Origin of the sequence: Salmonella sp. SAL03688 (assembly GCF_046551895.1) — a bacterium.
In the GTDB taxonomy this organism is placed as follows: domain Bacteria; phylum Pseudomonadota; class Gammaproteobacteria; order Enterobacterales; family Enterobacteriaceae; genus Salmonella; species Salmonella enterica.
Window position 1 is genome coordinate 1 of record NZ_JBGDVI010000014.1, and the last position, 20,756, is coordinate 20,756.

22 protein-coding genes and 1 tRNA gene are annotated in these 20,756 nt (G+C 49.8%); 8 read left to right on the forward strand and 15 right to left on the reverse strand.

Annotated elements, in window-relative coordinates; genetic code table 11:
* The first annotated feature begins 450 nt into the window (after positions 1–450).
* The gene (locus ACLJR2_RS14845; protein ID WP_000369883.1) at positions 451–1,476 is read left to right on the forward strand and encodes a phage portal protein; all 1,026 of its coding nucleotides are present in this window, start codon (positions 451–453) and stop codon (positions 1,474–1,476) included.
* Positions 1,477–1,503: 27 nt separating this feature from the next.
* Here the strand turns inward: ACLJR2_RS14845 and ACLJR2_RS14850 are convergent, their stop codons facing one another.
* The 3 genes from ACLJR2_RS14850 to ACLJR2_RS14860 form a co-directional block, all read right to left on the reverse strand.
* Positions 1,504–3,174: a hypothetical protein gene (locus ACLJR2_RS14850; protein WP_000368629.1), complete on the reverse strand. Its 1,671-nt coding sequence runs from the start codon at positions 3,172–3,174 to the stop codon at positions 1,504–1,506.
* A 324-nt stretch (positions 3,175–3,498) separates the two neighbouring features.
* Positions 3,499–3,771, reverse strand: a complete 273-nt coding sequence (locus ACLJR2_RS14855; RefSeq protein ID WP_015633239.1) for an ogr/Delta-like zinc finger family protein — start codon at positions 3,769–3,771, stop codon at positions 3,499–3,501.
* Positions 3,771–4,532, reverse strand: coding sequence for a hypothetical protein (locus ACLJR2_RS14860; RefSeq protein ID WP_001064139.1), 762 nt, complete (start codon positions 4,530–4,532; stop codon positions 3,771–3,773). Before ACLJR2_RS14860 ends, ACLJR2_RS14855 begins: the two co-directional genes overlap by 1 nt.
* 120 nt (positions 4,533–4,652) lie before the next feature.
* Between ACLJR2_RS14860 and ACLJR2_RS14865 the strand changes: the two genes are divergently transcribed.
* Complete coding sequence (locus tag ACLJR2_RS14865; RefSeq protein WP_000648110.1) at positions 4,653–4,871, forward strand: hypothetical protein; 219 nt, start codon at positions 4,653–4,655, stop codon at positions 4,869–4,871.
* Positions 4,872–4,931: 60 nt separating this feature from the next.
* Here the strand turns inward: ACLJR2_RS14865 and ACLJR2_RS14870 are convergent, their stop codons facing one another.
* From ACLJR2_RS14870 to ACLJR2_RS14890, 5 genes are read right to left on the reverse strand one after another with little or no spacing between them, the layout of a single operon-like run.
* Positions 4,932–7,604, reverse strand: a complete 2,673-nt coding sequence (locus tag ACLJR2_RS14870) for a TOPRIM and DUF927 domain-containing protein (protein WP_000211880.1) — start codon at positions 7,602–7,604, stop codon at positions 4,932–4,934.
* Entirely contained in the window at positions 7,601–7,984 is a 384-nt protein-coding gene (locus ACLJR2_RS14875) for a DUF5375 family protein (RefSeq protein WP_001075575.1), read from the reverse strand. Before ACLJR2_RS14875 ends, ACLJR2_RS14870 begins: the two co-directional genes overlap by 4 nt.
* Positions 7,981–8,265 (reverse strand): hypothetical protein, encoded by a 285-nt coding sequence (locus ACLJR2_RS14880; RefSeq protein WP_001027156.1) that lies wholly within the window; start codon positions 8,263–8,265, stop codon positions 7,981–7,983. Before ACLJR2_RS14880 ends, ACLJR2_RS14875 begins: the two co-directional genes overlap by 4 nt.
* Before the next feature lie 31 nt (positions 8,266–8,296).
* On the reverse strand, positions 8,297–8,650 hold the full coding sequence (locus ACLJR2_RS14885; protein ID WP_001247001.1) for a hypothetical protein: 354 nt from the start codon (positions 8,648–8,650) through the stop codon (positions 8,297–8,299).
* The gene (locus ACLJR2_RS14890) at positions 8,643–8,819 is read right to left on the reverse strand and encodes a host cell division inhibitor Icd-like protein (RefSeq protein ID WP_001118612.1); all 177 of its coding nucleotides are present in this window, start codon (positions 8,817–8,819) and stop codon (positions 8,643–8,645) included. The genes ACLJR2_RS14885 and ACLJR2_RS14890 overlap by 8 nt, the downstream gene beginning before the upstream one ends.
* A gap of 190 nt (positions 8,820–9,009) precedes the next feature.
* On the opposite strand from ACLJR2_RS14890, the gene ACLJR2_RS14895 reads away from it, so the two are divergent.
* Entirely contained in the window at positions 9,010–9,195 is a 186-nt protein-coding gene (locus tag ACLJR2_RS14895; RefSeq protein WP_000190569.1) for a YlcI/YnfO family protein, read from the forward strand.
* Positions 9,196–9,291: 96 nt separating this feature from the next.
* Here the strand turns inward: ACLJR2_RS14895 and ACLJR2_RS14900 are convergent, their stop codons facing one another.
* The 4 genes from ACLJR2_RS14900 to ACLJR2_RS14915 form a co-directional block, all read right to left on the reverse strand.
* Entirely contained in the window at positions 9,292–9,522 is a 231-nt protein-coding gene (locus tag ACLJR2_RS14900) for a helix-turn-helix transcriptional regulator (RefSeq protein ID WP_001534484.1), read from the reverse strand.
* Between the two features lie 369 nt (positions 9,523–9,891).
* Positions 9,892–10,530, reverse strand: a complete 639-nt coding sequence (locus ACLJR2_RS14905) for a hypothetical protein (RefSeq protein WP_001066526.1) — start codon at positions 10,528–10,530, stop codon at positions 9,892–9,894.
* Between the two features lie 30 nt (positions 10,531–10,560).
* Entirely contained in the window at positions 10,561–11,823 is a 1,263-nt protein-coding gene (locus ACLJR2_RS14910) for a tyrosine-type recombinase/integrase (RefSeq protein WP_043991162.1), read from the reverse strand.
* 164 nt (positions 11,824–11,987) lie between these two features.
* Positions 11,988–12,072: transfer RNA gene (locus tag ACLJR2_RS14915), tRNA-Leu, on the reverse strand.
* Positions 12,073–12,294: 222 nt separating this feature from the next.
* On the opposite strand from ACLJR2_RS14915, the gene ACLJR2_RS14920 reads away from it, so the two are divergent.
* Positions 12,295–13,314, forward strand: coding sequence for an NAD(P)-dependent alcohol dehydrogenase (locus ACLJR2_RS14920; protein ID WP_000152563.1), 1,020 nt, complete (start codon positions 12,295–12,297; stop codon positions 13,312–13,314).
* Positions 13,315–13,341: 27 nt separating this feature from the next.
* Here ACLJR2_RS14920 and idnK read toward each other — a convergent pair whose 3' ends face one another.
* Complete coding sequence (idnK, locus tag ACLJR2_RS14925) at positions 13,342–13,872, reverse strand: gluconokinase (RefSeq protein ID WP_000896756.1); 531 nt, start codon at positions 13,870–13,872, stop codon at positions 13,342–13,344.
* Between the two features lie 216 nt (positions 13,873–14,088).
* Here idnK and idnD point away from each other — a divergent pair, with 216 nt between their 5' ends.
* The 4 genes from idnD to ACLJR2_RS14945 all read left to right on the forward strand — a co-directional run bounded on the left by idnD (position 14,089) and on the right by ACLJR2_RS14945 (position 18,352).
* The gene (idnD, locus tag ACLJR2_RS14930) at positions 14,089–15,120 is read left to right on the forward strand and encodes an L-idonate 5-dehydrogenase (protein WP_000453359.1); all 1,032 of its coding nucleotides are present in this window, start codon (positions 14,089–14,091) and stop codon (positions 15,118–15,120) included.
* A gap of 24 nt (positions 15,121–15,144) precedes the next feature.
* Positions 15,145–15,909 carry a gluconate 5-dehydrogenase gene (gene idnO / locus ACLJR2_RS14935; protein WP_000998692.1) on the forward strand — a complete coding sequence of 255 codons (765 nt, stop codon included), beginning with the start codon at positions 15,145–15,147 and terminating at the stop codon, positions 15,907–15,909.
* Positions 15,910–15,970: 61 nt separating this feature from the next.
* Positions 15,971–17,290: a gnt-II system L-idonate transporter gene (idnT, locus tag ACLJR2_RS14940; RefSeq protein WP_001128356.1), complete on the forward strand. Its 1,320-nt coding sequence runs from the start codon at positions 15,971–15,973 to the stop codon at positions 17,288–17,290.
* 63 nt (positions 17,291–17,353) lie between these two features.
* On the forward strand, positions 17,354–18,352 hold the full coding sequence (locus tag ACLJR2_RS14945; RefSeq protein ID WP_001244065.1) for a LacI family DNA-binding transcriptional regulator: 999 nt from the start codon (positions 17,354–17,356) through the stop codon (positions 18,350–18,352).
* 195 nt (positions 18,353–18,547) lie between these two features.
* Here the strand turns inward: ACLJR2_RS14945 and lptG are convergent, their stop codons facing one another.
* Positions 18,548–19,630, reverse strand: coding sequence for an LPS export ABC transporter permease LptG (gene lptG / locus ACLJR2_RS14950; RefSeq protein WP_001182242.1), 1,083 nt, complete (start codon positions 19,628–19,630; stop codon positions 18,548–18,550).
* The gene (lptF, locus tag ACLJR2_RS14955) at positions 19,630–20,730 is read right to left on the reverse strand and encodes an LPS export ABC transporter permease LptF (protein WP_000584132.1); all 1,101 of its coding nucleotides are present in this window, start codon (positions 20,728–20,730) and stop codon (positions 19,630–19,632) included. The genes lptG and lptF overlap by 1 nt, the downstream gene beginning before the upstream one ends.
* Positions 20,731–20,756 lie beyond the last annotated feature (26 nt).

The window sequence follows — 20,756 nt, forward strand, 5'->3', positions numbered from 1 at the left end:
CGGTGGCGTCGTCACAGTGCCTGTGGCGGTCTCAGTCCGGAACAATTTGAAAACCAGAACCTCGCTTAGGGCTGTGTCCACATTACGTGGGTAGGATCACGTTGACGTCTATTGATGTTCCGATGGTGCGAAGGCCGGAATGGAAAAATCCAATAACTATATGTATTGATTAACAATTAAAAACAACATTTTCTTTTATGCCCCTTTTTATGCCCCCACTGAAATTTCACTACTATCGCTTTGTCTGATTAATAACCAGATTACATAAATATTTTGGTTTGTGTTCGCTTTACGGATCCAAACCCGAACAGAACCTATCACCAGAACCGCTATTAATTGTGTCGAATTTGACACAATGCCCGCCAGCAGTAATCAGACAGTCAAGCAAATATCGTTGTGCTGTTCATTACACACCTGATCCCTCAAGAATTGTTCACAGCGAGAAAGAATATGGATAATCAGGACAAAATTTCTGACCGTGAGGTTACTGCAACGGCAGAGCCGCAGTCCTCTGCAGAATGTTTCACCTTTGGCGATCCCATTCCAGTACTGGACCGGCGCGAACTGCTGGACTATGTGGAATGCGTGCAAATGGATCGCTGGTATGAGCCGCCGGTGAGTTTTGCAGGGTTGGCACGTACCTACCGCGCAGCCGTACATCACAGTTCACCAATTGCCGTTAAGCGCGACATTCTCAGCAGTACCTATATCCCGCATCGCCTGCTCAGCCAGCAGTCTTTCAACCGTTTCGTTCAGGATTATCTGGTGTTTGGTAATGCCTATCTGGAAAAGCGCACTAACCGGCTGGGTGGTATCCTCTCACTGGAGCCAGCACTGGCAAAGTATACCCGGCGCGGTGTTAACCTAGAATCCTACTGGTTTGTGAACTACAGCCTGACGACGCAGCCTTATGAGTTCACCAGAGGCAATATTTTTCACCTGATGGAGCCGGATATTAACCAGGAGATTTACGGGCTGCCCGGTTATCTCTCTGCCATTCCGTCAACCTTGCTCAACGAGTCCGCAACGCTGTTCCGCCGGAAGTATTACATCAACGGTAGTCATGCGGGTTTCATCATGTACATGACAGACGCGGCGCAGAATCAGGAGGACGTGAACAACATCCGCAAGGCAATGAAAAGTGCCAAAGGGCCGGGAAACTTTCGCAATCTTTTTATGTACTCGCCCAATGGTAAAAAGGACGGCATCCAGATCATCCCGCTGTCAGAGGTGGCGGCAAAAGATGAGTTTATGAATATCAAGAATGTGAGTCGTGATGACATGATGGCAGCGCACCGCGTGCCACCGCAGATGATGGGTATCATACCTAACAACACTGGTGGTTTTGGCGATGTGGAAAAAGCAAGTCGTGTGTTTGTTCGTAATGAATTACTCCCCCTCCAAAAACGTTGTGAAGAGTTGAATGAATGGCTAAATGAAGAGGTAATAAAATTTAGGCCATACTTATTAGATTAAATGAAAGGGCCTTAAACGGCCCACATTTTATTTTTTTCTAAACATCAAGCCTGTAGCTGTTCTTTTATAATTGGCTAGTTTTTCCTCTCTATTTTTAAAACTAGTTCTAATATCTTTTAGAGTTGGCAAACCCAATGTCCCAAGTGTAAAACTAGCCAAGGCTAATTCAGGTTTGTTGATTAATGCTGAAGCAATACCGAAAGCACCATTAACTATAAATGGTGCAACTTCCACCCCTAAAATTCTTAGTTTTTCCTTTCTAATTTTTTCAAGGAAACGTTGATGTTGAATAAATGCCCTATCCACATTATCAATTACCCTTTGTGAAGAAGCATTATAATCACGAGGAGATGCACTAATTATCTCAGAAATACCGATTGATAAAATATTTCGTATTTCCGGCATTAATCCGTTACGCCTTATTTCTAGGATGTTATTCAAAGGGATATCTCCTAACCAAGAAAAACCGCCTTGCATCCCTTTGGATAAAGCATTGACCATATGTAACTCTTTTAAATTTTCATTATCAATATTAAAGTCAAGAGCTTCATATTCCATCAACCAAGTGTAATAAAGCCAAGAGGTTTCTGCATTAATATATGGCGTACTTCTAAAATCTTGAGCATTTATTCTTGCTGCAAGTGCCTGTGGCATGCGACCAGTGCATGTGAACATCACCTCAATTCCTGGATTACCATTATGAACTGGTGATTTCATTTTCTCAGGATCGGCTAAATGCCGTTCTAGTTGCGCTCGTCCGCCAGGTCCCCACTCGGTATCAAAAATTAATCTTTCAGGGCGTTTTAATTCTCTAAAAACTTTATCAACATCAGTTAATGATGAACTAAAATCAAACAATTCATCCTTACTCTCAAAACTTCTGCCATATAGATATTGAGCATGGGCAAGAACAAAAGGCGTTGCGCGCTCATGCAGTCCCTCGTTATCATCACTACTAAAATCACGTTTATCAGGAAGAACTAGTACTATAGCAGGTTCAATATCCTCCAATGCTAAATTTCTGTAAGTCATGCATGTTAAAACGTGTTTCATTAATAAGAAACAAAAGTGTTTTTTATTAGTAAATCCATATATTTTCCCTACTCTCAATATAGGACACGGTAATATTATTGTATCAATATAGAGACCAGTGCAAGATACTGCATTTTCTGTATATGCAGGGAAAAGATCACCCGCAAAATTTGCTTTTAACTGTTCACCATCTTGGAGATGAATTTCACCAATTTCATGAACTGTCTCCCAAAACTCCTTAACATCAGAAAGCAACTCTGGAAAAATCTGATCTAGATGATCTACGAAATCACTTTGTTCAGAAATGAAATGAGCTACTTGATACGGTTGAGCCTTACTTTTAATAAAGTCATCATAAAATTGATAGAAATTGCTGAATAGAATCTTAAAATACGCTTCTTGAAAGTCAACTATATTGAACTTTTTCTTAATTTCATTACGTTCAAAAAAATGATTTACTGCTGCACCCATCGCTCTGATGCGACCATCAACGGTAGTTGGGTCAACTTTTCCATCAGGCCTTAACCTAATTTTATCGAAACTTTCTTTAAATCCATCCACAAGATGGCTAGCGATATGCATTTTACCAGCTTCAAGTTGTCTCTTGATTAAGAAAACACGATCAGTCAGACCAGATATGTAATCCTCATCGTAACCATTGTCCATAACCTACCCTCTACGTATTGAATAAAATTCGTTCCAAATTATCGAATAATACTATCGTTCCTTTTTTTGATAAAAACCATTACTTTCAGCGCTTACGTGCGCTGCCCCGCCCGCCTGCCCGCTTCGCTTAACAGACTGGTTTTCATGCACCCCGTAAATCGTTTCAGAAGCCACCACACAAGGGCTTTTGCGTCAAAAATGGCGCATGAGACTCATGCGTTTTCATGCGCCATAGTCATGCACTCATGCGCTCTCAGGCCAGCCAGATAAAAGGGGTAAAAAATCCCGGTACTGGACCGGGATTGCGTGGGTGTTTTTTGCTAATCAGACAGGAATTTGCTGACGGCTTGACAGCTTTGAAGCGGAGCCATAGCGATTGAGCGTTTGCCCTTTTTTGTCAGTAGGCTCCTGCACTGTCTGCGTTTTCTCTTCTTTCCGCGGACGTGTGATAATAGTATGCACTGATTCAAGCGCCGTAAAAGTGCTTGAACATTCCAGATTCTGGCACTGGTAGTACGTTTTCTTTACAGACGGAGCTTCGTACACACTGGCTCGACAATGTGCAATGGCTGAACAGAAAGGACATTTCAACGCCATCAGATACCCTCCGCGGCTCGGTTACGTTTTTGCAGTTCTTCACGTTCCTGCCGGATCTTCATTTTATGAAGGGCCGCCGGAGAAGGAAGTTTGCGGAAATCAGCAAGAGCAGCATAATCCGGTGCAACACCCGCCAGTTTTAATACTGGATCGTGCTCCGGCATCGCATCGTTAGCGAGCGACGGTTCGGTGATGTGTTTGCGAATAAAGTCTTTAAGCACAGTGTCCGGATCATTCACGGAATGAACCACGCCAATAACAGCGCTGGCTTTCCGGCCCATTGTGGTTTTGAGCAGGCTCAGTGTCTGGATTAATGCCTTACCATGCGACTGCATGAAATCTTCCCAGATTTGTTTCGCGCGGATCTCCATAAGGGTGTTGTGCGCGCTGATGTACTGTCCGGCTAATTTCCCGGCTTCCTGTGGTAATAAGGCATTTTCGCTTTCCTGAGCTGCCAGCAGTTCATCAAAATCCTCAAGCGTTTCTCGTCCCAGCGCAATTTCCGTGCGCAGTTTTTTCATTTCCTTTGAGACTACGCCCTGACTTTCACGGAACAGCGTGCGCCACTCCTCATTCAGCGCGTTCGTCGAGGCTTCCATTTCAGCGCGGCGCTGGCGGATTGTCGCAATATTATCCGCTGCCGCTTTCTGCTTACGACGTGCTTCAAGCCATGCGTTTCTGGCTGTGTTCATGGTTTCCAGTGCCCGCTGCGTTACAGCCGGAAAAGTGGAAAGGTTGTTATTCTCTGCTGGGTTGTTCATGACTTCTCCTGTCGGGTTGGTTCGTTACGTCAATTGTGTCGTGGCTGACACAAGCGCACTACCGGTGCTCAGTGTGTGGTGGCTGGCACAACGGGCGTTTGCGGTTATTCAGACGTGGCTATGAAAGCCAGCCAGAAAAAATGCCTCTGTTTCAGTCTGTTTTATGTCCCTGATGCGGTGGAACAGGTGAAACATGTGTTACAGCATTGTTTTATAAAGTATTTATATGCACAGCACAGGTGGAACATCGCGGGTAACAAGGTGGAACAGCGGATCGGCTGGCGTTCCACCTGTTCCACCTCACTATTTCAAAAGGTGGAACAGGCTCAGCCCTTGTAAAATACGGTTGTTCCACCTGTTTCACCTGTTACCCTTAATAAATAAGACTCACGCAAAGCCTTAACCCGGCACCTCGCTGTTGAAGACATAGAGCCTGCGGGGATTCATCTCTGGCGGGCGAATGGTTGTCTGGAGCTTGCCATCGGTTGAGGGCAGCAGGTATCCACGATCCGCGCACAGACGCGCCACCTTGCGCGGGTCAAATCCCCGGCAGATTTCTTTCCAGCCAGATGGCATGACATAGAACGTGGTGATGGCTTCCGTCCCCTGCGCGGTACTGCCTTTCTCCACCCTGCGCCAGCCCACCATATTGCCGGGGCGGTTGCGCTCGTCGTGCCAGTCTGCAAAGCGACTGTACTGATTCGCGGTAAAGAAGCTGCGTACCTGCTCCAGTGCAGCAATATCTTCCTGGTTGGCGGTGTGCCCGCGATCTTTCAGCCATGCGTTCAGGCAGACGCGGGTTGCCCGCAGAGCTTCACCCTCAGGCCAGCCGGTGATACCCAGCCGGGTTGCCAGCTCGCCCGCCATCGCCACCAGTGCAAAGCGGTTGACGGCCCGGCCCACCTGATTACCCGCATCTTTCGGGGTCAGGGCGGCGGTATATTCCTTCATCAGTGACTTTGCCTGTGCCGTCAGCCCGTTAAGGTCAGCAGTCAGGGCTTTCAGCCACTCCCGGAACGGCGAACCGTAGTAGCTGGACGTGGCCCACTCCAGATGTTCCGCCAGTGCCTTGCCGCTGTCGAAGCCGTGCAGCTCCTCAAATACGCCAAATTTCCCGGAATCGCTGGGGATCTGGATCATCCTGACTTCCATCCCGGCAAAGGTACGCTCACCGGCTTTTGCTGCATGTTCGGTCAGTGACAGCTCGCCGGTTGAAAAGAACAGCAGCCGCCATTGCTTACGGGTGCGCAGCTCACCGTCCGTACCGGCACGGCCCTTGCCCTGACCGTTTGCCAGCATGTAGGCGATATTGCCTGCCTCGCGTCCGTCCACCTCCCGGATCTCATCGAGCATCATGGCGGCATCGTTGCGGCGGCTGGCGCATCCCTCCAGCGCGTTGCCGGTTGCCCGCCACGTGTACCAGTAGTCAGGCCCGCCGCAGACGGAGGTTGCCGCTTTCATTGTGGTGGTCTTACCGTCCGTCGATTCCCCCTTGAGGTGATAGCCGCCGCCGTCCATACCAACCAGCCGTAACAGGGGGGCAGCAAACGCCAGACTGACGGCAAACGCCACGCGGGAGTTGCCGGTGCAGTAGCGGGAAACGTGCTCCCGCCATTCCTTCGTTGTGCCCGACACGCGGAAATCGCGCCCCTGCACGGAAGTGGTCTGGAGAATGACACCCTCTGCACCTTCACCGCTGACCTCATCCTGCAGGACGTAAACCTGACCATGCCAGCCGGTGCGGCTGACGCAGGTCACGCGGCGTTCCGGTTTACAAAGAGAGATATATTCCATAAGGCGTGCGCGGGCCTCACCGGTGGTGCTGATATAGGACAGTCCGTTGACCAGCAGTACCCGGCGCAGCTCCTCACCGCTGCCGCTCAGCATTTCCATCGGCATCGCCCAGCGGCGGCGCTCACCCCACGTATCTTCCCACTCCAGCAGTCGCCCGAAGTTACCGCCATCAGCATCGCAGGTGATTGCCGTCACGCGCAGCGGGTTGCATATTTTGACGTTCTGGATCTCCGTTTCACCGTTGCGTTGTACCTGTTTTTCATACCAGAGATATTCCTGGGTAAGACGGAATCCGTGCGGCAGCTGCGTGCGGCCCTCCCCGCACAGCACCAGACCGTTACGAAAGGCTTCACGGGCGCGGGTAATACCGTGCTCCCGATGGAAATCATTCCAGTCAGCCTTAATCTCTCCCGGTGGCAGTGTCATCCAGCCGCCGACGGCTTTTGCCGCCCGTTCAGCAAAGGATCTGCCGGGATTTTCGCCACCGTCCTGAAAATCGTTATCACCGGCGATGATGATTTTTACCTCAGGCCAGCGTGCCCGCAGCGACTGCGCCACGTTGGGCAGGTTGCCTGCAGATATGGCAGCCACTACGCATCCGGCGGTGAGCTGGCTCACCGTCAGTGCCGTGGCGTAACCTTCGGTAATCACTACCTGTACCGGCGGTTCAGACGGTAACGGGCTGAGCGCCACAAACGCGCCTTTCATCGTGCTGCCGGGCAGTATACTTTTTTCACCCGTCGGGGCGATAAGCTGCGCACCGGTCACGGCTCCGGCGTTGGTGGTGAGCGGTAACAACAGGGAACCGGCAGGAAAATCCTTACCGCTGATATGCTGCACGCTTCCGGTCAGGGAGGCCGGATATCCGGCAAACCCTTTCCCGTTCAGATAGGGGGTTTCTCCCGTGTGGCTCTCTTTCATCAGCGCCGCCACGGTAAGGCTCATATCGCGTTTAGGGGCTTTTTGCCTGGCGGGCTTAACGGGCAGTTCCTGCACATCCGGCACATTAAGCACCTGCGCCACCTCCTGCGCAGCCTTTCTGACGCCGTAACCGGTCATGAGCTTAACCAGATCCAGACCGTCACCATTGCCGCACTGGCTGCAAATCCACGTTCCGCGCCCGTCAAGATCATCGAGGCGGAAACGATCCTTGCCCCCACATTTCGGACAGGGACCGTGCCTGCCGTTTTCGGGTACATCAATACGCAACATCTGCAGAATAACGGGCCATTTCCCCCGGGCTGCGGCTGAAATCTGCGTAACCGTCTGTGTTGTCATACTTCCCCCTGATGCAGTGCCACACCCGTGCTGCAGAAATCATCAAAGGCCGCCGGAAGTGTGCGGTACAGCTCCGCCATCACCTCACAGCCGCGCACGGTCAGTACCGGCGGCGCAGTCAGCAGTGACGGCTCCAGCATGTCAGTCAGCAGTGCCAGCGCGGCAGCGGCGCCCTGTGCTTCGCCGTACTCGTTAATCAGTGCGCACTCGATATGCAGGGCAATGGCCATTTCAATACGCTCAACCGTCAGGCTGTGCGGACCATACTGTTCGCTGCCAGTTTCGTTCAGCGTTTTCTGCCGCCATGCCGATGCAATAGCCCGCCGGTACAGCGCGATGGTCATTTCTGCCGGGAAAATGGAAACCTGCGGCTGGTTCATTTGGCACCTCCTTCAATCAGTGCGCAGCTGTGCGCAATATCCGTCAAATCTGCCCGCAGGTATTCCATCAGCGCGGCAACACCCGGCGCACAACCTGCATCCAGCGCTCCGACCTGAGACGGGTATTCAGAAAAGAGAAGCTGGAGCATGTCGCAGGCATTTCTTGCGCGGGTCAGCTTTCCGAAACCGTCCTCTGACAACCCATAGGCAAAAGCACCGGTATTGTATTTTTCAGGCAAAGTGTGGCCCTGAGCACCGTTGTGCCCGTTAGAAATATTCATCGTGGATTACTCCGTTTTCAGCGGTGTTTTGTCAGAGAAACTTTGAATAGTGACTGTCGTCAGGTTCAGCAGAACGCCGTATGCTGCGCTCCCGCCAACGGGTAAATACAACAGACGGATGTAATGTCAGAGAGCCACTACCGCCCTTCGGAGCTGGCGAAGGTTTAAAGAGCGGCGCATCAAACAGGCGCGTATACCGCTGTTCAAACCATGCCAGAGGGCAGGAAGAAAGCTGGTTGTCGCTGTCATGACGTATCAGCACTTCACAGCTGAATTCAGGATTAACCAGCGCCACGGAGGGCGAGGCTTCAATTAATCGGATGATTGTGATGGTCCAGCCACGTTCATGCTGCCAGCGTTCGCCGGGTTGCGGATAATTACGCATGTTCACCTCCGCAGGGAATGCGACCGGCAAAGCTCAGCACGTAGTCCGGGGCCAGTCTGCGCCGCGCTGAGCGCTCGTTATCTGCGGTGATCCTTAACATCACAGGACGGGCATTGCGTTGACTGCGGTTGATCGCAGCAAATAACCAGGTACACTTCTGTTTAGCCATCTTCGTTTCCTCATACAGCGGATTGGTCAGAGGCCCGGTTAGTGTTGCTGCACTGCCGGGCTTCGCCTTTTTCACCCTAGAACACTTAAGGTGTGGCCCACTATAGATATTAGGTGTGGCCCACGTCAATGCTTTTCTTTGTTCTTTTCCCGTGTATACTGTGGCCCACCAAACATACGGAGATTCAGTAATGGCTACCGGTACAAAGAATGCTAAATCACAAGCCTTAAAGGCACGAGTGCCACATGACGTAGTTGAAGCGATGGAAATGGTGAAAGAAGAGGACGAAAGTACGTCACAATTCATCATTACATCCATGCAAAGTGAGATCAAACGCCGCCAGCGCAGGAAAGTTAAGCCAGAGCAAGGAGGCTGAATAGAGAAGCTAACAGACGTTCTCTCAGGCTCCATGCTAATTTCAGTAAGCGACAATATTTTTAAGCCCACAAACTCAATATGTCGGGCTTTTTTATTAGTGATTTTCATGCCGTTCACCACGAGAGGCATATATTTGCTCTTGAATCCAGTGATCGACTTCGCTTTCAACAAATGAAATTGCACGAGTTCCTATTTTTACTGGGCGGGGAAATGTATTATTTGAAAGCTGTTTGTAAAGCCATGCCTTGCTACGCTGAACGCGTCTTAACACCTCTTTTACTGAAATAAGAGTCTGATTATCTGAAAGGTTGTTTGCATATTCCATCTTGTTACTCCGTGTTCTACTTAAGTTCACGGTGACTTTAAACACTGAAAAAAAGTGATTCTAGTGATAATGGAATCTATTAATACAAACGCTGATTCTATTGAAACGTGATATTTTCTACTGAAAAAAGAAATAATGTTCATATGAAAGAACACGAGAAGAGGAAAACGCACAACAAAATAAAATCAATAAAATTCATATAGATAGCATTACAGCACAAACAAATCATACGTTAGAAGGTATTATTGCGTTTTATCGATTCATATTACTCAGGGATTACCACAGTATTACACTGTATTACCCCCTATAGCCCCTTAGAGCCTCTTGTAGCCCCTTCTAATGAGAGATATACAGATAGTAATAATAAATTCACTCTCCGTATTTTATAATGTCTTTCCCCAGCTTTATTTTATTATAGAACGTAGCTTTTTTAATCCCTTTCAATAGAATCTCATTCTCATTACAAAAAGAAACAATATCATTATATATAACACTATTATCGCTATAATTTCCCTTTCCATGTTTCTTAAGCAACTCAATTAGTAAGTAAATTAATTTACAACTATAATTATCCTCATCATCTTTTCTGTACTGCCCTCTGCCATTACTCCTTAACTTTTTACCAACTTCATATAATTCACTTCCTCCTAGCATCATTAAAATATCGCCCCAATCTTTATTTTTTACTTGTTGTTGCAATGCGTTCTCAATTCTTTCCTTAATTTCAGGAGGTACAATATCTTCCCTCTGAAAGATATAAGCGGCAGTTAATACTAAATTCGCCTCCACTTTTTGCGTGGCGGATATGTTTTTATATTCATTAATCAATTGTAGATTTCTGGTTATTGCCTTTCTTAACCGAATAACCTCTTTTAATTGAATATCAGTCAATTCATCATTTTCGGTATCATAGTCAAAACCATTCATAGCAAGCGCCACTTCGTGCGGTGTAATGTACGTTAACCTATTAAAATAAAACAAATTATTATCAGATTGAGTGTTATTCATTTGAATCTCTCCTCAGTACCACAATGGTAATTATTTTCCATGCACACGCGCAAAATCATATGGTGTGATAGATCCATTCTTGTTAGCATTAATGTAATCAGCCCACCATTGCAGCATTAATCTTCTTTCTTCAAGATATTCAGAAGTATGCATATATGAACCTTTCACGTTTTTTCGTTCAACGTGACTTAGCTGTCTTTCAATGGCATCATCATTCCATAGTTTCGACTCACTTAGCGCACCACGCGCCATAGTTCTAAAACCATGCCCACATACTTCTGTCTTAGTATCATATCCCATTACACGTAAGGCGCTATTTACAGTATTTTCACTCATTACTTTTTTGGGATCATGATCGCTGGGAAATATAACCTCGCCTTTACCGCTCAAGGCATGTAAACGTTTAAAAATATCAAATGCTTGTTTGCTAAGCGGAACAATATGTTCAGTTTTCATCTTCATCCCACGCTCAGAGTGTTTTACGCCGGGAATAGGTTTACGAATTCCGGGTATCGTCCACTCGCTTCGTTCAAAGTTAACCTCACTCCAGCGAGCAAAACGCATCTCACTTGAACGAATAAATGTGAGTAGCGTTAATTCAACGGCAAGCCGTGTCATTAGTCGCCCTTTATAGCGTGATAGTCTTTCAAGAAACTCAGGGATTCTTTTTGGGGGTAGTGCTGGGTGATGGGCTGCCTTAACGCTTAAAAGCGCTCCAGCCATATCACTGGCAGGATTTGATTCAAGAAGGTCATTCTGCACACCGAAACGCATAATTGCGGTTACGCGCTGCATCAGTCGCTGCGCAACATCATGTTTACCTGCCGCATCAACAGCTTTGATCGGATTGAGAAGCTGGCTGGTTCTCAAAGTTCTGGCGTCAATTTGACCTATCGAGGGGAAAATATACTGCTCAAGCGTCAGCAGAACGCGACGGCTATGATCTTCGCTCCAAGTTAGGTTACTTGCGTGCCATTGCCTTGCGATAGTTTCAAATAAATATGCCCCCTCAATTTCAGCTTGTGCCCCCTTTTGCTCAGCTTTGGGGTCAATGCCCTGAGACAACAATTTCTTTGCTGCATCGCGCTTACCCCGAGCCTCAGCCAAAGTGATCGTCGGGTATACACCAAAAGCGAGCCGATCTTCCTTTTTGTCAGATGGGCGGCGATATTTCATGCGCCAATACTTGGAACCTTTTGGGGAGACTTCAAGATACAAGCCGCCTCCATCAGCCATTTTATAGGCTTTCTCTTTCGGCTTTGCGGTCTCTATCTGGCGAGCATTGAGTTTCATTTTGGGGGCACAAATCCTGATCGAATTGACATGCCCCCGATTATGCCCCCAAAAGAGGGTAGACCACAAGAGACCAACAAAGACCATGAAATACGGTAACTTGCTTGTTTTTAAGGATTTTTTCTGGATTTGTAGACTTCAGGAAACGTCAAAAGAAGTGTTAATGGTGCCGAAGGCCGGACTCGAACCGGCACGTATTTCTACGGTTGATTTTGAATCAACTGCGTCTACCGATTTCGCCACTTCGGCACTGAAGAGGTATGCGGAAAACGTTGTGGATTATACCTGTCATACGCCGCCATGCAAGCACGAGCATACACCTGTATCGCTAAGTGCTGAAAATTTCAGCAGCGTTGAGTATTAAATAGAATAATCAGGCTACTTCCCGCCTTCTCCAGCAGATTAACGTCGGGCGTCCCTTGCCTCCATGCTCTACACTTTTCAGTTCAACACCACATTAAGGGAAGCACAATGACGATAATAAAAAGCTACGCCGCCAAAGAGGCGGGCGGCGAGCTCGAACTCTATGAATATGACGCGGGAGAACTCCAACCGGAAGATGTCGAGGTACGGGTCGACTACTGCGGGATCTGCCATTCCGATCTGTCGATGATCGACAATGAATGGGGGTTCTCTCAATACCCTCTGGTTGCCGGACATGAGGTCATCGGTCGGGTGGCCGCACTCGGCAGCGCGGCACAGGATAAGGGGCTAAAAGTCGGCCAGCGCGTTGGAATCGGCTGGACGGCGCGCAGCTGCGGACACTGCGATGCCTGTATCAGCGGCAATCAAATTAACTGCCAGGAAGGCGCAGTGCCCACTATCCTCAATCGTGGCGGTTTTGCCGAGAAGCTTCGCGCGGGCTGGCAGTGGGTAATTCCTCTTCCGGAGAATATAGATATGGCGTCCGCAGGCCCGCTGTTATGTGGCGGCATTACGGTCTTTAAACCGCTATTGATGCACCATATTACTGCTACCAGCCGCGTTGGCGTCATCGGTATTGGCGGGCTGGGGCATATCGCCATAAAGCTGTTACACGCGATGGGCTGTGAAGTCACCGCGTTCAGCTCCAATCCATCGAAAGAGCAGGAAGTGCTGGCGATGGGGGCCAATAACGTGGTGAACAGCCGCGATCCGGAAGCGTTAAAAGCACTGGCGGGCCAGTTCGATCTCATTATTAACACGGTCAACGTCGATCTCGACTGGCAGCCCTACTTCGAAGCGCTGACCTATGGCGGCAACTTCCATACCGTTGGGGCGGTATTGAAGCCGCTGCCCGTACCGGCGTTTACATTAATTGCCGGCGATCGCAGTATCTCAGGCTCGGCAACCGGAACGCCATATGAACTTCGCAAACTGATGAAATTCGCCGGACGCAGCAAAGTCGCGCCCACCACGGAACTGTTCGCAATGTCACAAATCAACGAGGCTATCCAGCACGTTCGCGACGGCAAAGCCCGCTATCGTGTAGTGCTAAAAGCTGACTTCTGACCGCCTGACTCAGCGCTTTGACAATGATCAGGAAGCGCTGAGTGCCTGACGAAAAGCCTGTACAGCCAGTCGGCACTGCTCCGTCACGTGCTCGATGTCATGATTAACATCGATACGCGCAATATCATGTTCATCGGCACACGGTCGCTCCAGCGCGTCAAACTGACTTTGCAGCAGGTCTGGCGGCATAAAATGCCCGGCACGACGCTGCATTCGCTGCAGAATGGTAGCGTAATCGCCATCCAGCCACAGGAAATGTACGTTAGGGCTGCTCTTACGTAAAATATCGCGGTACTGTTTTTTTAATGACGAGCAGACAATAAATCCCGTCTCATTTTTTTTATAAAGACTGTATGAAGCGTCATTTAATCGTTCCAGCCAGGGTAAACGGTCTTCATCAGTTAACGGTATTCCCTGAGACATTTTATCAATGTTTTTCGCCGGATGGAGATCATCGCCGTCAATAAACTTCGCAGAAAATAATGTTGCAATTTTGCTGCCTATTAAAGACTTACCACTACCTGAAACACCCATTAAAATATAGCTTTCCCCGGCCATTTAAATACCTCTGAGTCATATTCCACAACACAATATTACGCCTCTACGTTCGACAATTTCACGTTTTTTAATTTCCATAGAGAAGAACTCTAAGGCACATCACGTTATGCGTAACATTGTAGTGTAACAATTTTCCAGCGTGACATAAGTCACAAATAGTGACAAATAAAACCGCTTAAATGCGTTCAGGGTAACTACCTGACCAGTGAGGAATTTATGGAAGTAAAAACTCAATCCTGCGTTGTTGCGGGTAAGCGTGCTGTTGCCGTTACGGAACAAAATATTGAATGGAATAATAAAGGAACACTCGTACAAATTACCCGTGGCGGCATTTGTGGGTCTGACTTACATTATTATCAGGAAGGCAAAGTCGGCAATTTTACAGTAAAAGCGCCAATGATTTTAGGGCATGAAGTGATTGGCAAAATCGTTCGTAGCGACTCAGATTTATTACGAGAAGGACAACCGGTAGCGATTAATCCATCGAAGCCTTGCGGTCATTGCAAATACTGTCTGCAGCATGAAGAAAACCACTGTATTGAAATGCGCTTCTTTGGCAGCGCCATGTATTTTCCGCATGTCGATGGCGGTTTTACCCGATTTAAAGCTGTCGATACCGCTCAGTGCATTCCCTGGCCGGAACAGGCGGACGAAAAAGCCATGGCCTTTGCCGAACCGCTGGCGGTTGCCATTCATGCGGCTCATGAGGCGGGCGATCTGCAGGGCAAACGCGTCTTTATCTCCGGCGTTGGCCCTATCGGCTGCCTGATTGTTAGCGCGGTAAAAACGCTGGGCGCGGCGGAAGTGGTATGTGCCGATATCAGCGCCCGTTCTCTCTCGCTGGCCCGGCAGATGGGCGCGGATACGCTGGTGAACCCACAGCATGATTCTCTCGATGACTGGAAAGCAGAAAAAGGGTATTTCGATATCAGTTTTGAAGTCTCTGGGCATCCTTCCTCTATCTCAACGTGTCTGGAAGTCACACGGGCCAAAGGCGTGATGGTGCAGGTTGGCATGGGCGGCGCAGTCCCCAACTTCCCGATGATGATGGTAATAAGCAAAGAGATCTCCCTGAAAGGCTCTTTCCGCTTTACTACCGAATTTAATACTGCGGTTTCCTGGCTTGCCAACCGCGTTATCAATCCGCTGCCGTTACTGAGCGCGGAATATCCATTTACCGACCTGGAAGCGGCGCTGATCTTTGCCGGAGACAAAACACAGGCGGCAAAAGTTCAGCTCGTTTTCTGAGAAAGTAAAATAAGGGACACTATCATGAACGATCTTTTTTCACTGGCAGGTAAAAATATCCTTATCACCGGAGCCGCTCAGGGAATTGGTTATTTGCTGGCGACCGGTCTTGGTCGCTATGGCACGCGCATTATTGTTAACGATATTACCCCGGAGCGCGCCGAAACAGCCGTGACGAAACTCCAGCAGGAAGGGATAAAGGCTATTGCCGCTCCCTTTAATGTCACCCATAAACAGGATATTGAAGCTGCGGTTGAACATATCGAAAAAGATATCGGCGTCATTGACGTCCTGATAAATAACGCCGGTATCCAGCGCCGTCATCCGTTTACTGAGTTTCCCGAACAGGAGTGGAATGACGTCATCGCCGTAAATCAAACCGCGGTTTTTCTCGTCTCTCAGGCCGTTACGCGCCGTATGGTGGCGCGTCAGGCAGGAAAAGTGATCAACATCTGTTCGATGCAAAGCGAGCTGGGCCGCGACACGATTACGCCATACGCCGCATCGAAGGGTGCCGTGAAGATGCTGACTCGCGGCATGTGCGTGGAGCTGGCGCGTCATAATATCCAGGTCAACGGTATTGCGCCGGGGTACTTCAAAACGGAGATGACCAAAGCGCTGGTTGAAGATGAAGCCTTCACCTCCTGGCTATGCAAACGTACGCCTGCCGCACGCTGGGGCGATCCCCAGGAGCTTATTGGCGCAGCGGTGTTTCTCTCGTCAAAAGCCTCCGACTTTGTTAACGGACATCTGCTGTTTGTCGATGGCGGTATGCTGGTTGCCGTCTGACCAGGGAAATACGACGCAGCGCGTAAGCGCTGCTATTTTGGCGCTAATAAGAGAGACGAATATGCCATTAATAATTATTGCGGCAGGCGTTGCGCTGCTGTTGGTCTTAATGATTGGCTTTAAAGTTAACGGCTTTATCGCCCTTGTTCTGGTTGCCGCCGTGGTGGGATTTGCCGAAGGGATGGGCGCGCAAGACGTCCTGCACTCCATACAAAACGGAATTGGCGGTACTCTGGGCGGACTCGCCATGATCCTCGGTTTTGGCGCGATGCTGGGAAGATTAATTTCCGACACCGGCGCAGCGCAGCGCATTGCGACGACGCTCATTAATACGTTCGGCAAAAAACGCGTGCAATGGGCGCTGGTGATCACCGGGCTTATCGTCGGCCTGGCAATGTTTTTTGAAGTCGGATTCGTACTGCTGTTGCCGCTCGTTTTTACGATTGTGGCCTCATCGGGACTGCCATTGCTGTATGTCGGGGTTCCAATGGTCGCCGCCTTATCCGTTACGCACTGCTTCCTGCCGCCGCATCCCGGCCCTACCGCTATTGCGACAATTTTTGAGGCAAATCTCGGTACGACCCTGTTGTATGGGTTAATCATTACCATACCGACCGTGATTGTTGCCGGCCCGCTGTTTTCAAAATTGCTGGCGCGATTTGAGAAAGCGCCACCTGAAGGATTATTTAATCCTCACCTATTCAGTGAAGAGGAGATGCCGTCATTCTGGAACAGTATTTTTGCCGCCGTGATCCCGGTCATTCTGATGGCCATCGCAGCGGTATGTGAAATCACGCTGCCAAAAACGAATGCCGTGCGGGTTTTCTTCGAATTTATCGGTAATCCAGCAGTGGCGTTGTTTATTGCCATTATCATCGCCATTTTTACGCTGGGCCGACGCAACGGACGTACGGTTGAGCAGGTGATGGATATCGTCGGCGAGTCCATTGGCGCTATTGCGATGATTGTTTTTATCATCGCGGGCGGCGGCGCGTTTAAGCAAGTGCTGGTGGATAGCGGCGTGGGTCAATATATCTCGCAATTAATGACCGGCACCTCGCTATCTCCGTTATTAATGTGCTGGACGGTAGCCGCCGTGCTGCGTATTGCGTTAGGTTCCGCGACCGTGGCCGCGATAACCACAGCGGGCGTCGTATTGCCGATTATTAACGTAACCCACGCCGATCCGGCGTTAATGGTACTGGCGACAGGCGCAGGAAGCGTTATTGCATCACATGTTAACGATCCCGGTTTTTGGCTATTTAAAGGGTATTTTAATCTTAGCGTCGGGGAAACCCTACGCACCTGGACCGTTATGGAAACATTGATTTCTGTCATGGGATTGCTGGGCGTACTGGCGCTGAATGCGGTTCTGCATTAATTCATCATCCGCAGCCCAATTAACCATGGGGGCGACGTTCCCGCCCCCAGTACTGGAGAAAACATGAGGAATCACAGAATTTCTTTGCAGGATATCGCTACGCTTGCTGGCGTGACAAAAATGACGGTGAGCCGTTACATCCGCTCGCCGAAAAAAGTCGCCAGGGAAACCGGCGAGCGTATTGCGCAGATCATGGAGGAAATTAACTACATACCAAATCGCGCGCCAGCTATGCTGTTAAACGCGCAAAGTTACACTCTGGGCGTGCTGATCCCCTCTTTTCAGAACCAGTTGTTTGCCGACATTCTTGCCGGGATTGAATCCGTAACGTCGGGTCATAACTACCAAACTCTCATTGCGAATTACAATTACAATCGCGATTCGGAAGAAGAGTCCGTTATCAATTTATTGTCCTACAATATCGACGGCATTATTCTTTCAGAAAAATATCATACCCTCAGAACCGTCAAATTCCTGCGCTCAGCAACCCTTCCGATTGTAGAACTTATGGACATCCAGGGCGATCGCTTAGATATGGAGGTGGGGTTTGATAACCGTCAGGCCGCCTTTGATATGGTCAGCACCATGCTGGATAAACGCCAGCGGCGTAAAATCCTCTATCTGGGTTCAAAAGACGATATCCGTGATGAGCAGCGTTATCACGGCTACTGCGATGCGATGACGCGCCGGGGGCTGGCGCCGTTGCGCATCAATCCCCGCGCTATCTCCTCTATCCATCTGGGGATACAGCTAATGCGTGATGCGCTTACTGCGCACCCGGACGTGGATGGCGTCTTTTGTACTAATGACGATATCGCAATGGGCGCTCTACTGTGGTGCCGCGAGCGTCAACTGGCCGTACCGGAGCAGATCTCCATCGCCGGCTTCCACGGTCTGGAGATGGGCAGGCAAATGATACCGAGCCTCGCCAGCGTAATTACCCCTCGTTTTGAGATCGGGCGCAGAGCCGCGCAGATGTTGCTCAACAAAATTAAAAATAACGATCTCAACCATAATACGATTGATTTGGGTTATCAGATTTATCACGGCAGCACGTTATAAATTTTTTGATCTACTTTTTCCCGCAGCTTGCCTGAGCTTAACGCGTAGCCAAAAGCGCCACGCGTCAGGTTACGCACTACATCATTTGAGGAATACCAGGCGGTCTGCCGGATGGCGGCGCTAACGCCTTATCCGGCCTACGGGTCCGGAGTAGGCCTGAAAAGCACAGCGCCATCAGGCCTACGATTACTGTGATTACGACTTACGCAGCATTAGCCACAGGCTAATCAGGAAGAAAGACGCGCTCGGCAGCAGCGCGCCGACAATCGGCGGAATGCCGTATACCAGCGTCAGCGGGCCAAAAATCTGGTCGAGGACGTAAAAGACGAAGCCGAAGCTAATCCCCGTCACCACGCGCACGCCCATCGGCACACTACGCAGCGGGCCAAAGATAAACGACAGCGCCATCAGCATCATCACCGCCACGGAGAGCGGCTGGAAGATTTTACTCCACATATTGAGCTGATAACGTCCGGCGTCCTGTCCGCTCGACTTCAGATATTTAACGTAGTTATGCAGACCGCTGATGGAAAGCGCATCCGGGTCCAGCGCCACCACGCCTAACTTATCCGGCGTCAGATTCGTTTTCCAGGTGCCGCTCACCGTCTGCGAACCGGTGATCTGTTTCGGGTTTTGCAGATCGGACTCATCCACCTGCGACAAACGCCAGACCTTATGCTCCGGATCGAATTTTGCCGAAGCGGCGTAACGCACCGACTGCAAACGACGCTGATCGTTGAAAGCGTAAATACTAATGCCGGCCAGCTCCTCGTCGCCCTTCACTCGTTCAATATAGACAAAGTTATTCCCGTCTTTCGCCCACAGACCTTGCTGGGTGGAAAGCAGCGAACCGCCATACATCGCCTGCGCACGATAGTTACGCGCCATCTGCTCGCCCTGCGGGGCGACCCATTCGCCGATCGCCATGGTTAACAGCACCAGGGGGATAGCCGTTTTCATCACCGACAGCGCCACCTGCATACGGGTGAAACCCGATGCCTGCATCACCACCAGTTCGCTACGCTGCGCCAGCATCCCCAGTCCCAGCAGCGCGCCAAGCAGCGCCGCCATAGGAAAGAAGATCTGGATATCCTTAGGTACGCTGAGCAGGGTGTACATACCCGCGCCCAGCGCGTCGTAGTTACCCTGCCCCGCTTTTTTCAGCTGATCGACAAACTTGATGATCCCGGAGAGCGACACCAGCATGAACAACGTCATCATGATGGTGGTAAAAATGGTTTTACCGATATAGCGGTCAAGTACACCAAATGGCTGCATTATACCGCTCCTTTACGCAGAAAACGGGCACGCAGGCGGCGGACCGGCACCGTATCCCACAGGTTTAAACCAATCGCCAACGCCAGATAGATCAGGTTGACCGCCCACATCCAGATAACCGGGTCCAGTTTGCCTTTACCGCCATTCGATTTAATGGAGGTCTGGATCAGGAAGAACAGCAGATAAAGCAGCATGGCGGGCAACATAGACAAGACGCGCCCCTGACGTGGATTCACCACGCTGAGCGGCACGACCATCAGCGCCATCATAAATACGGTAAAGACTAACGTGATACGCCAGTGCAGCTCGGCGCGAGCGCGATCGTTGTCGGTATTCCACAGCGTGCGCATGTCCATCTGGTCGGTATCGTTCGGGTCCAGCGCCACGGCCTGATGGCCAATAATCGCCTGATAGTTCTGGAAGTCGGTGATGCGAAAATCGCGTAGCAACGCCGTTCCTTCAAAACGCGTCCCTTTGTTTAAGGTGACAACCTGGGAACCATCGCGCAACTGAGTAAGGTGTCCGGAATCGGCCACGACTACAGAAGGACGAGCATTGCCCTTAGGACGAATTTGCGCCAGGAAAACATCGTGGAAGTCGCTGCCATCAACGCTTTCGATAAACAGCACCGAGCTGCCGTTGGTCGCCTGCTGGAATTGCCCCTGCGCCAACGCCGCCATACCGGGGTTCGCTTTCGCCTCCGCCAGTACTTCATCCTGGTGTTTTGACGACCAGGGGCCGGCCCACATCACGTTAACCGCCGCAAGGATACCGGTAAATAACGCCAGTACCATGGCGGCCTTTACCAGCACGGCTTTGCTCAACCCACAGGCGTGCATGACCGTAATTTCACTTTCGGTATACAGTTTGCCCAGCGTCATCAGCAGCCCCAGGAACAGGCTTAAAGGCAGGATGAGCTGCGCCATTTCCGGTACGCCCAGCCCCAGAAGCGAGAGCACCAGATTTGCGGGAATATCGCCGTCAACCGCCGCGCCGAGAATCCTCACTAACTTTTGACAAAAGAAGATCAAAAGTAAGATGAAGAGTATCGCCAGCTGGCTTTTGAGCGTCTCCCGCACCAGATATCTTATGATTATCACTTTAAATACGCCCGTAAAAACCCATT

Excerpts from the sequence above, each read along its gene's own strand:
- ACLJR2_RS14845 (WP_000369883.1), top strand. The coding sequence starts at position 451 with ATGGATAATCAGGACAAAATTTCTGACCGTGAGGTTACTGCAACGGCA.
- ACLJR2_RS14850 (WP_000368629.1), bottom strand. The coding sequence starts at position 3,174 with ATGGACAATGGTTACGATGAGGATTACATATCTGGTCTGACTGATCGT.
- ACLJR2_RS14855 (WP_015633239.1), bottom strand. The coding sequence starts at position 3,771 with ATGGCGTTGAAATGTCCTTTCTGTTCAGCCATTGCACATTGTCGAGCC.
- ACLJR2_RS14860 (WP_001064139.1), bottom strand. The coding sequence starts at position 4,532 with ATGAACAACCCAGCAGAGAATAACAACCTTTCCACTTTTCCGGCTGTA.
- ACLJR2_RS14865 (WP_000648110.1), top strand. The coding sequence starts at position 4,653 with ATGAAAGCCAGCCAGAAAAAATGCCTCTGTTTCAGTCTGTTTTATGTC.
- ACLJR2_RS14870 (WP_000211880.1), bottom strand. The coding sequence starts at position 7,604 with ATGACAACACAGACGGTTACGCAGATTTCAGCCGCAGCCCGGGGGAAA.
- ACLJR2_RS14875 (WP_001075575.1), bottom strand. The coding sequence starts at position 7,984 with ATGAACCAGCCGCAGGTTTCCATTTTCCCGGCAGAAATGACCATCGCG.
- ACLJR2_RS14880 (WP_001027156.1), bottom strand. The coding sequence starts at position 8,265 with ATGAATATTTCTAACGGGCACAACGGTGCTCAGGGCCACACTTTGCCT.
- ACLJR2_RS14885 (WP_001247001.1), bottom strand. The coding sequence starts at position 8,650 with ATGCGTAATTATCCGCAACCCGGCGAACGCTGGCAGCATGAACGTGGC.
- ACLJR2_RS14890 (WP_001118612.1), bottom strand. The coding sequence starts at position 8,819 with ATGGCTAAACAGAAGTGTACCTGGTTATTTGCTGCGATCAACCGCAGT.
- ACLJR2_RS14895 (WP_000190569.1), top strand. The coding sequence starts at position 9,010 with ATGGCTACCGGTACAAAGAATGCTAAATCACAAGCCTTAAAGGCACGA.
- ACLJR2_RS14900 (WP_001534484.1), bottom strand. The coding sequence starts at position 9,522 with ATGGAATATGCAAACAACCTTTCAGATAATCAGACTCTTATTTCAGTA.
- ACLJR2_RS14905 (WP_001066526.1), bottom strand. The coding sequence starts at position 10,530 with ATGAATAACACTCAATCTGATAATAATTTGTTTTATTTTAATAGGTTA.
- ACLJR2_RS14910 (WP_043991162.1), bottom strand. The coding sequence starts at position 11,823 with ATGAAACTCAATGCTCGCCAGATAGAGACCGCAAAGCCGAAAGAGAAA.
- ACLJR2_RS14920 (WP_000152563.1), top strand. The coding sequence starts at position 12,295 with ATGACGATAATAAAAAGCTACGCCGCCAAAGAGGCGGGCGGCGAGCTC.
- idnK (WP_000896756.1), bottom strand. The coding sequence starts at position 13,872 with ATGGCCGGGGAAAGCTATATTTTAATGGGTGTTTCAGGTAGTGGTAAG.
- idnD (WP_000453359.1), top strand. The coding sequence starts at position 14,089 with ATGGAAGTAAAAACTCAATCCTGCGTTGTTGCGGGTAAGCGTGCTGTT.
- idnO (WP_000998692.1), top strand. The coding sequence starts at position 15,145 with ATGAACGATCTTTTTTCACTGGCAGGTAAAAATATCCTTATCACCGGA.
- idnT (WP_001128356.1), top strand. The coding sequence starts at position 15,971 with ATGCCATTAATAATTATTGCGGCAGGCGTTGCGCTGCTGTTGGTCTTA.
- ACLJR2_RS14945 (WP_001244065.1), top strand. The coding sequence starts at position 17,354 with ATGAGGAATCACAGAATTTCTTTGCAGGATATCGCTACGCTTGCTGGC.
- lptG (WP_001182242.1), bottom strand. The coding sequence starts at position 19,630 with ATGCAGCCATTTGGTGTACTTGACCGCTATATCGGTAAAACCATTTTT.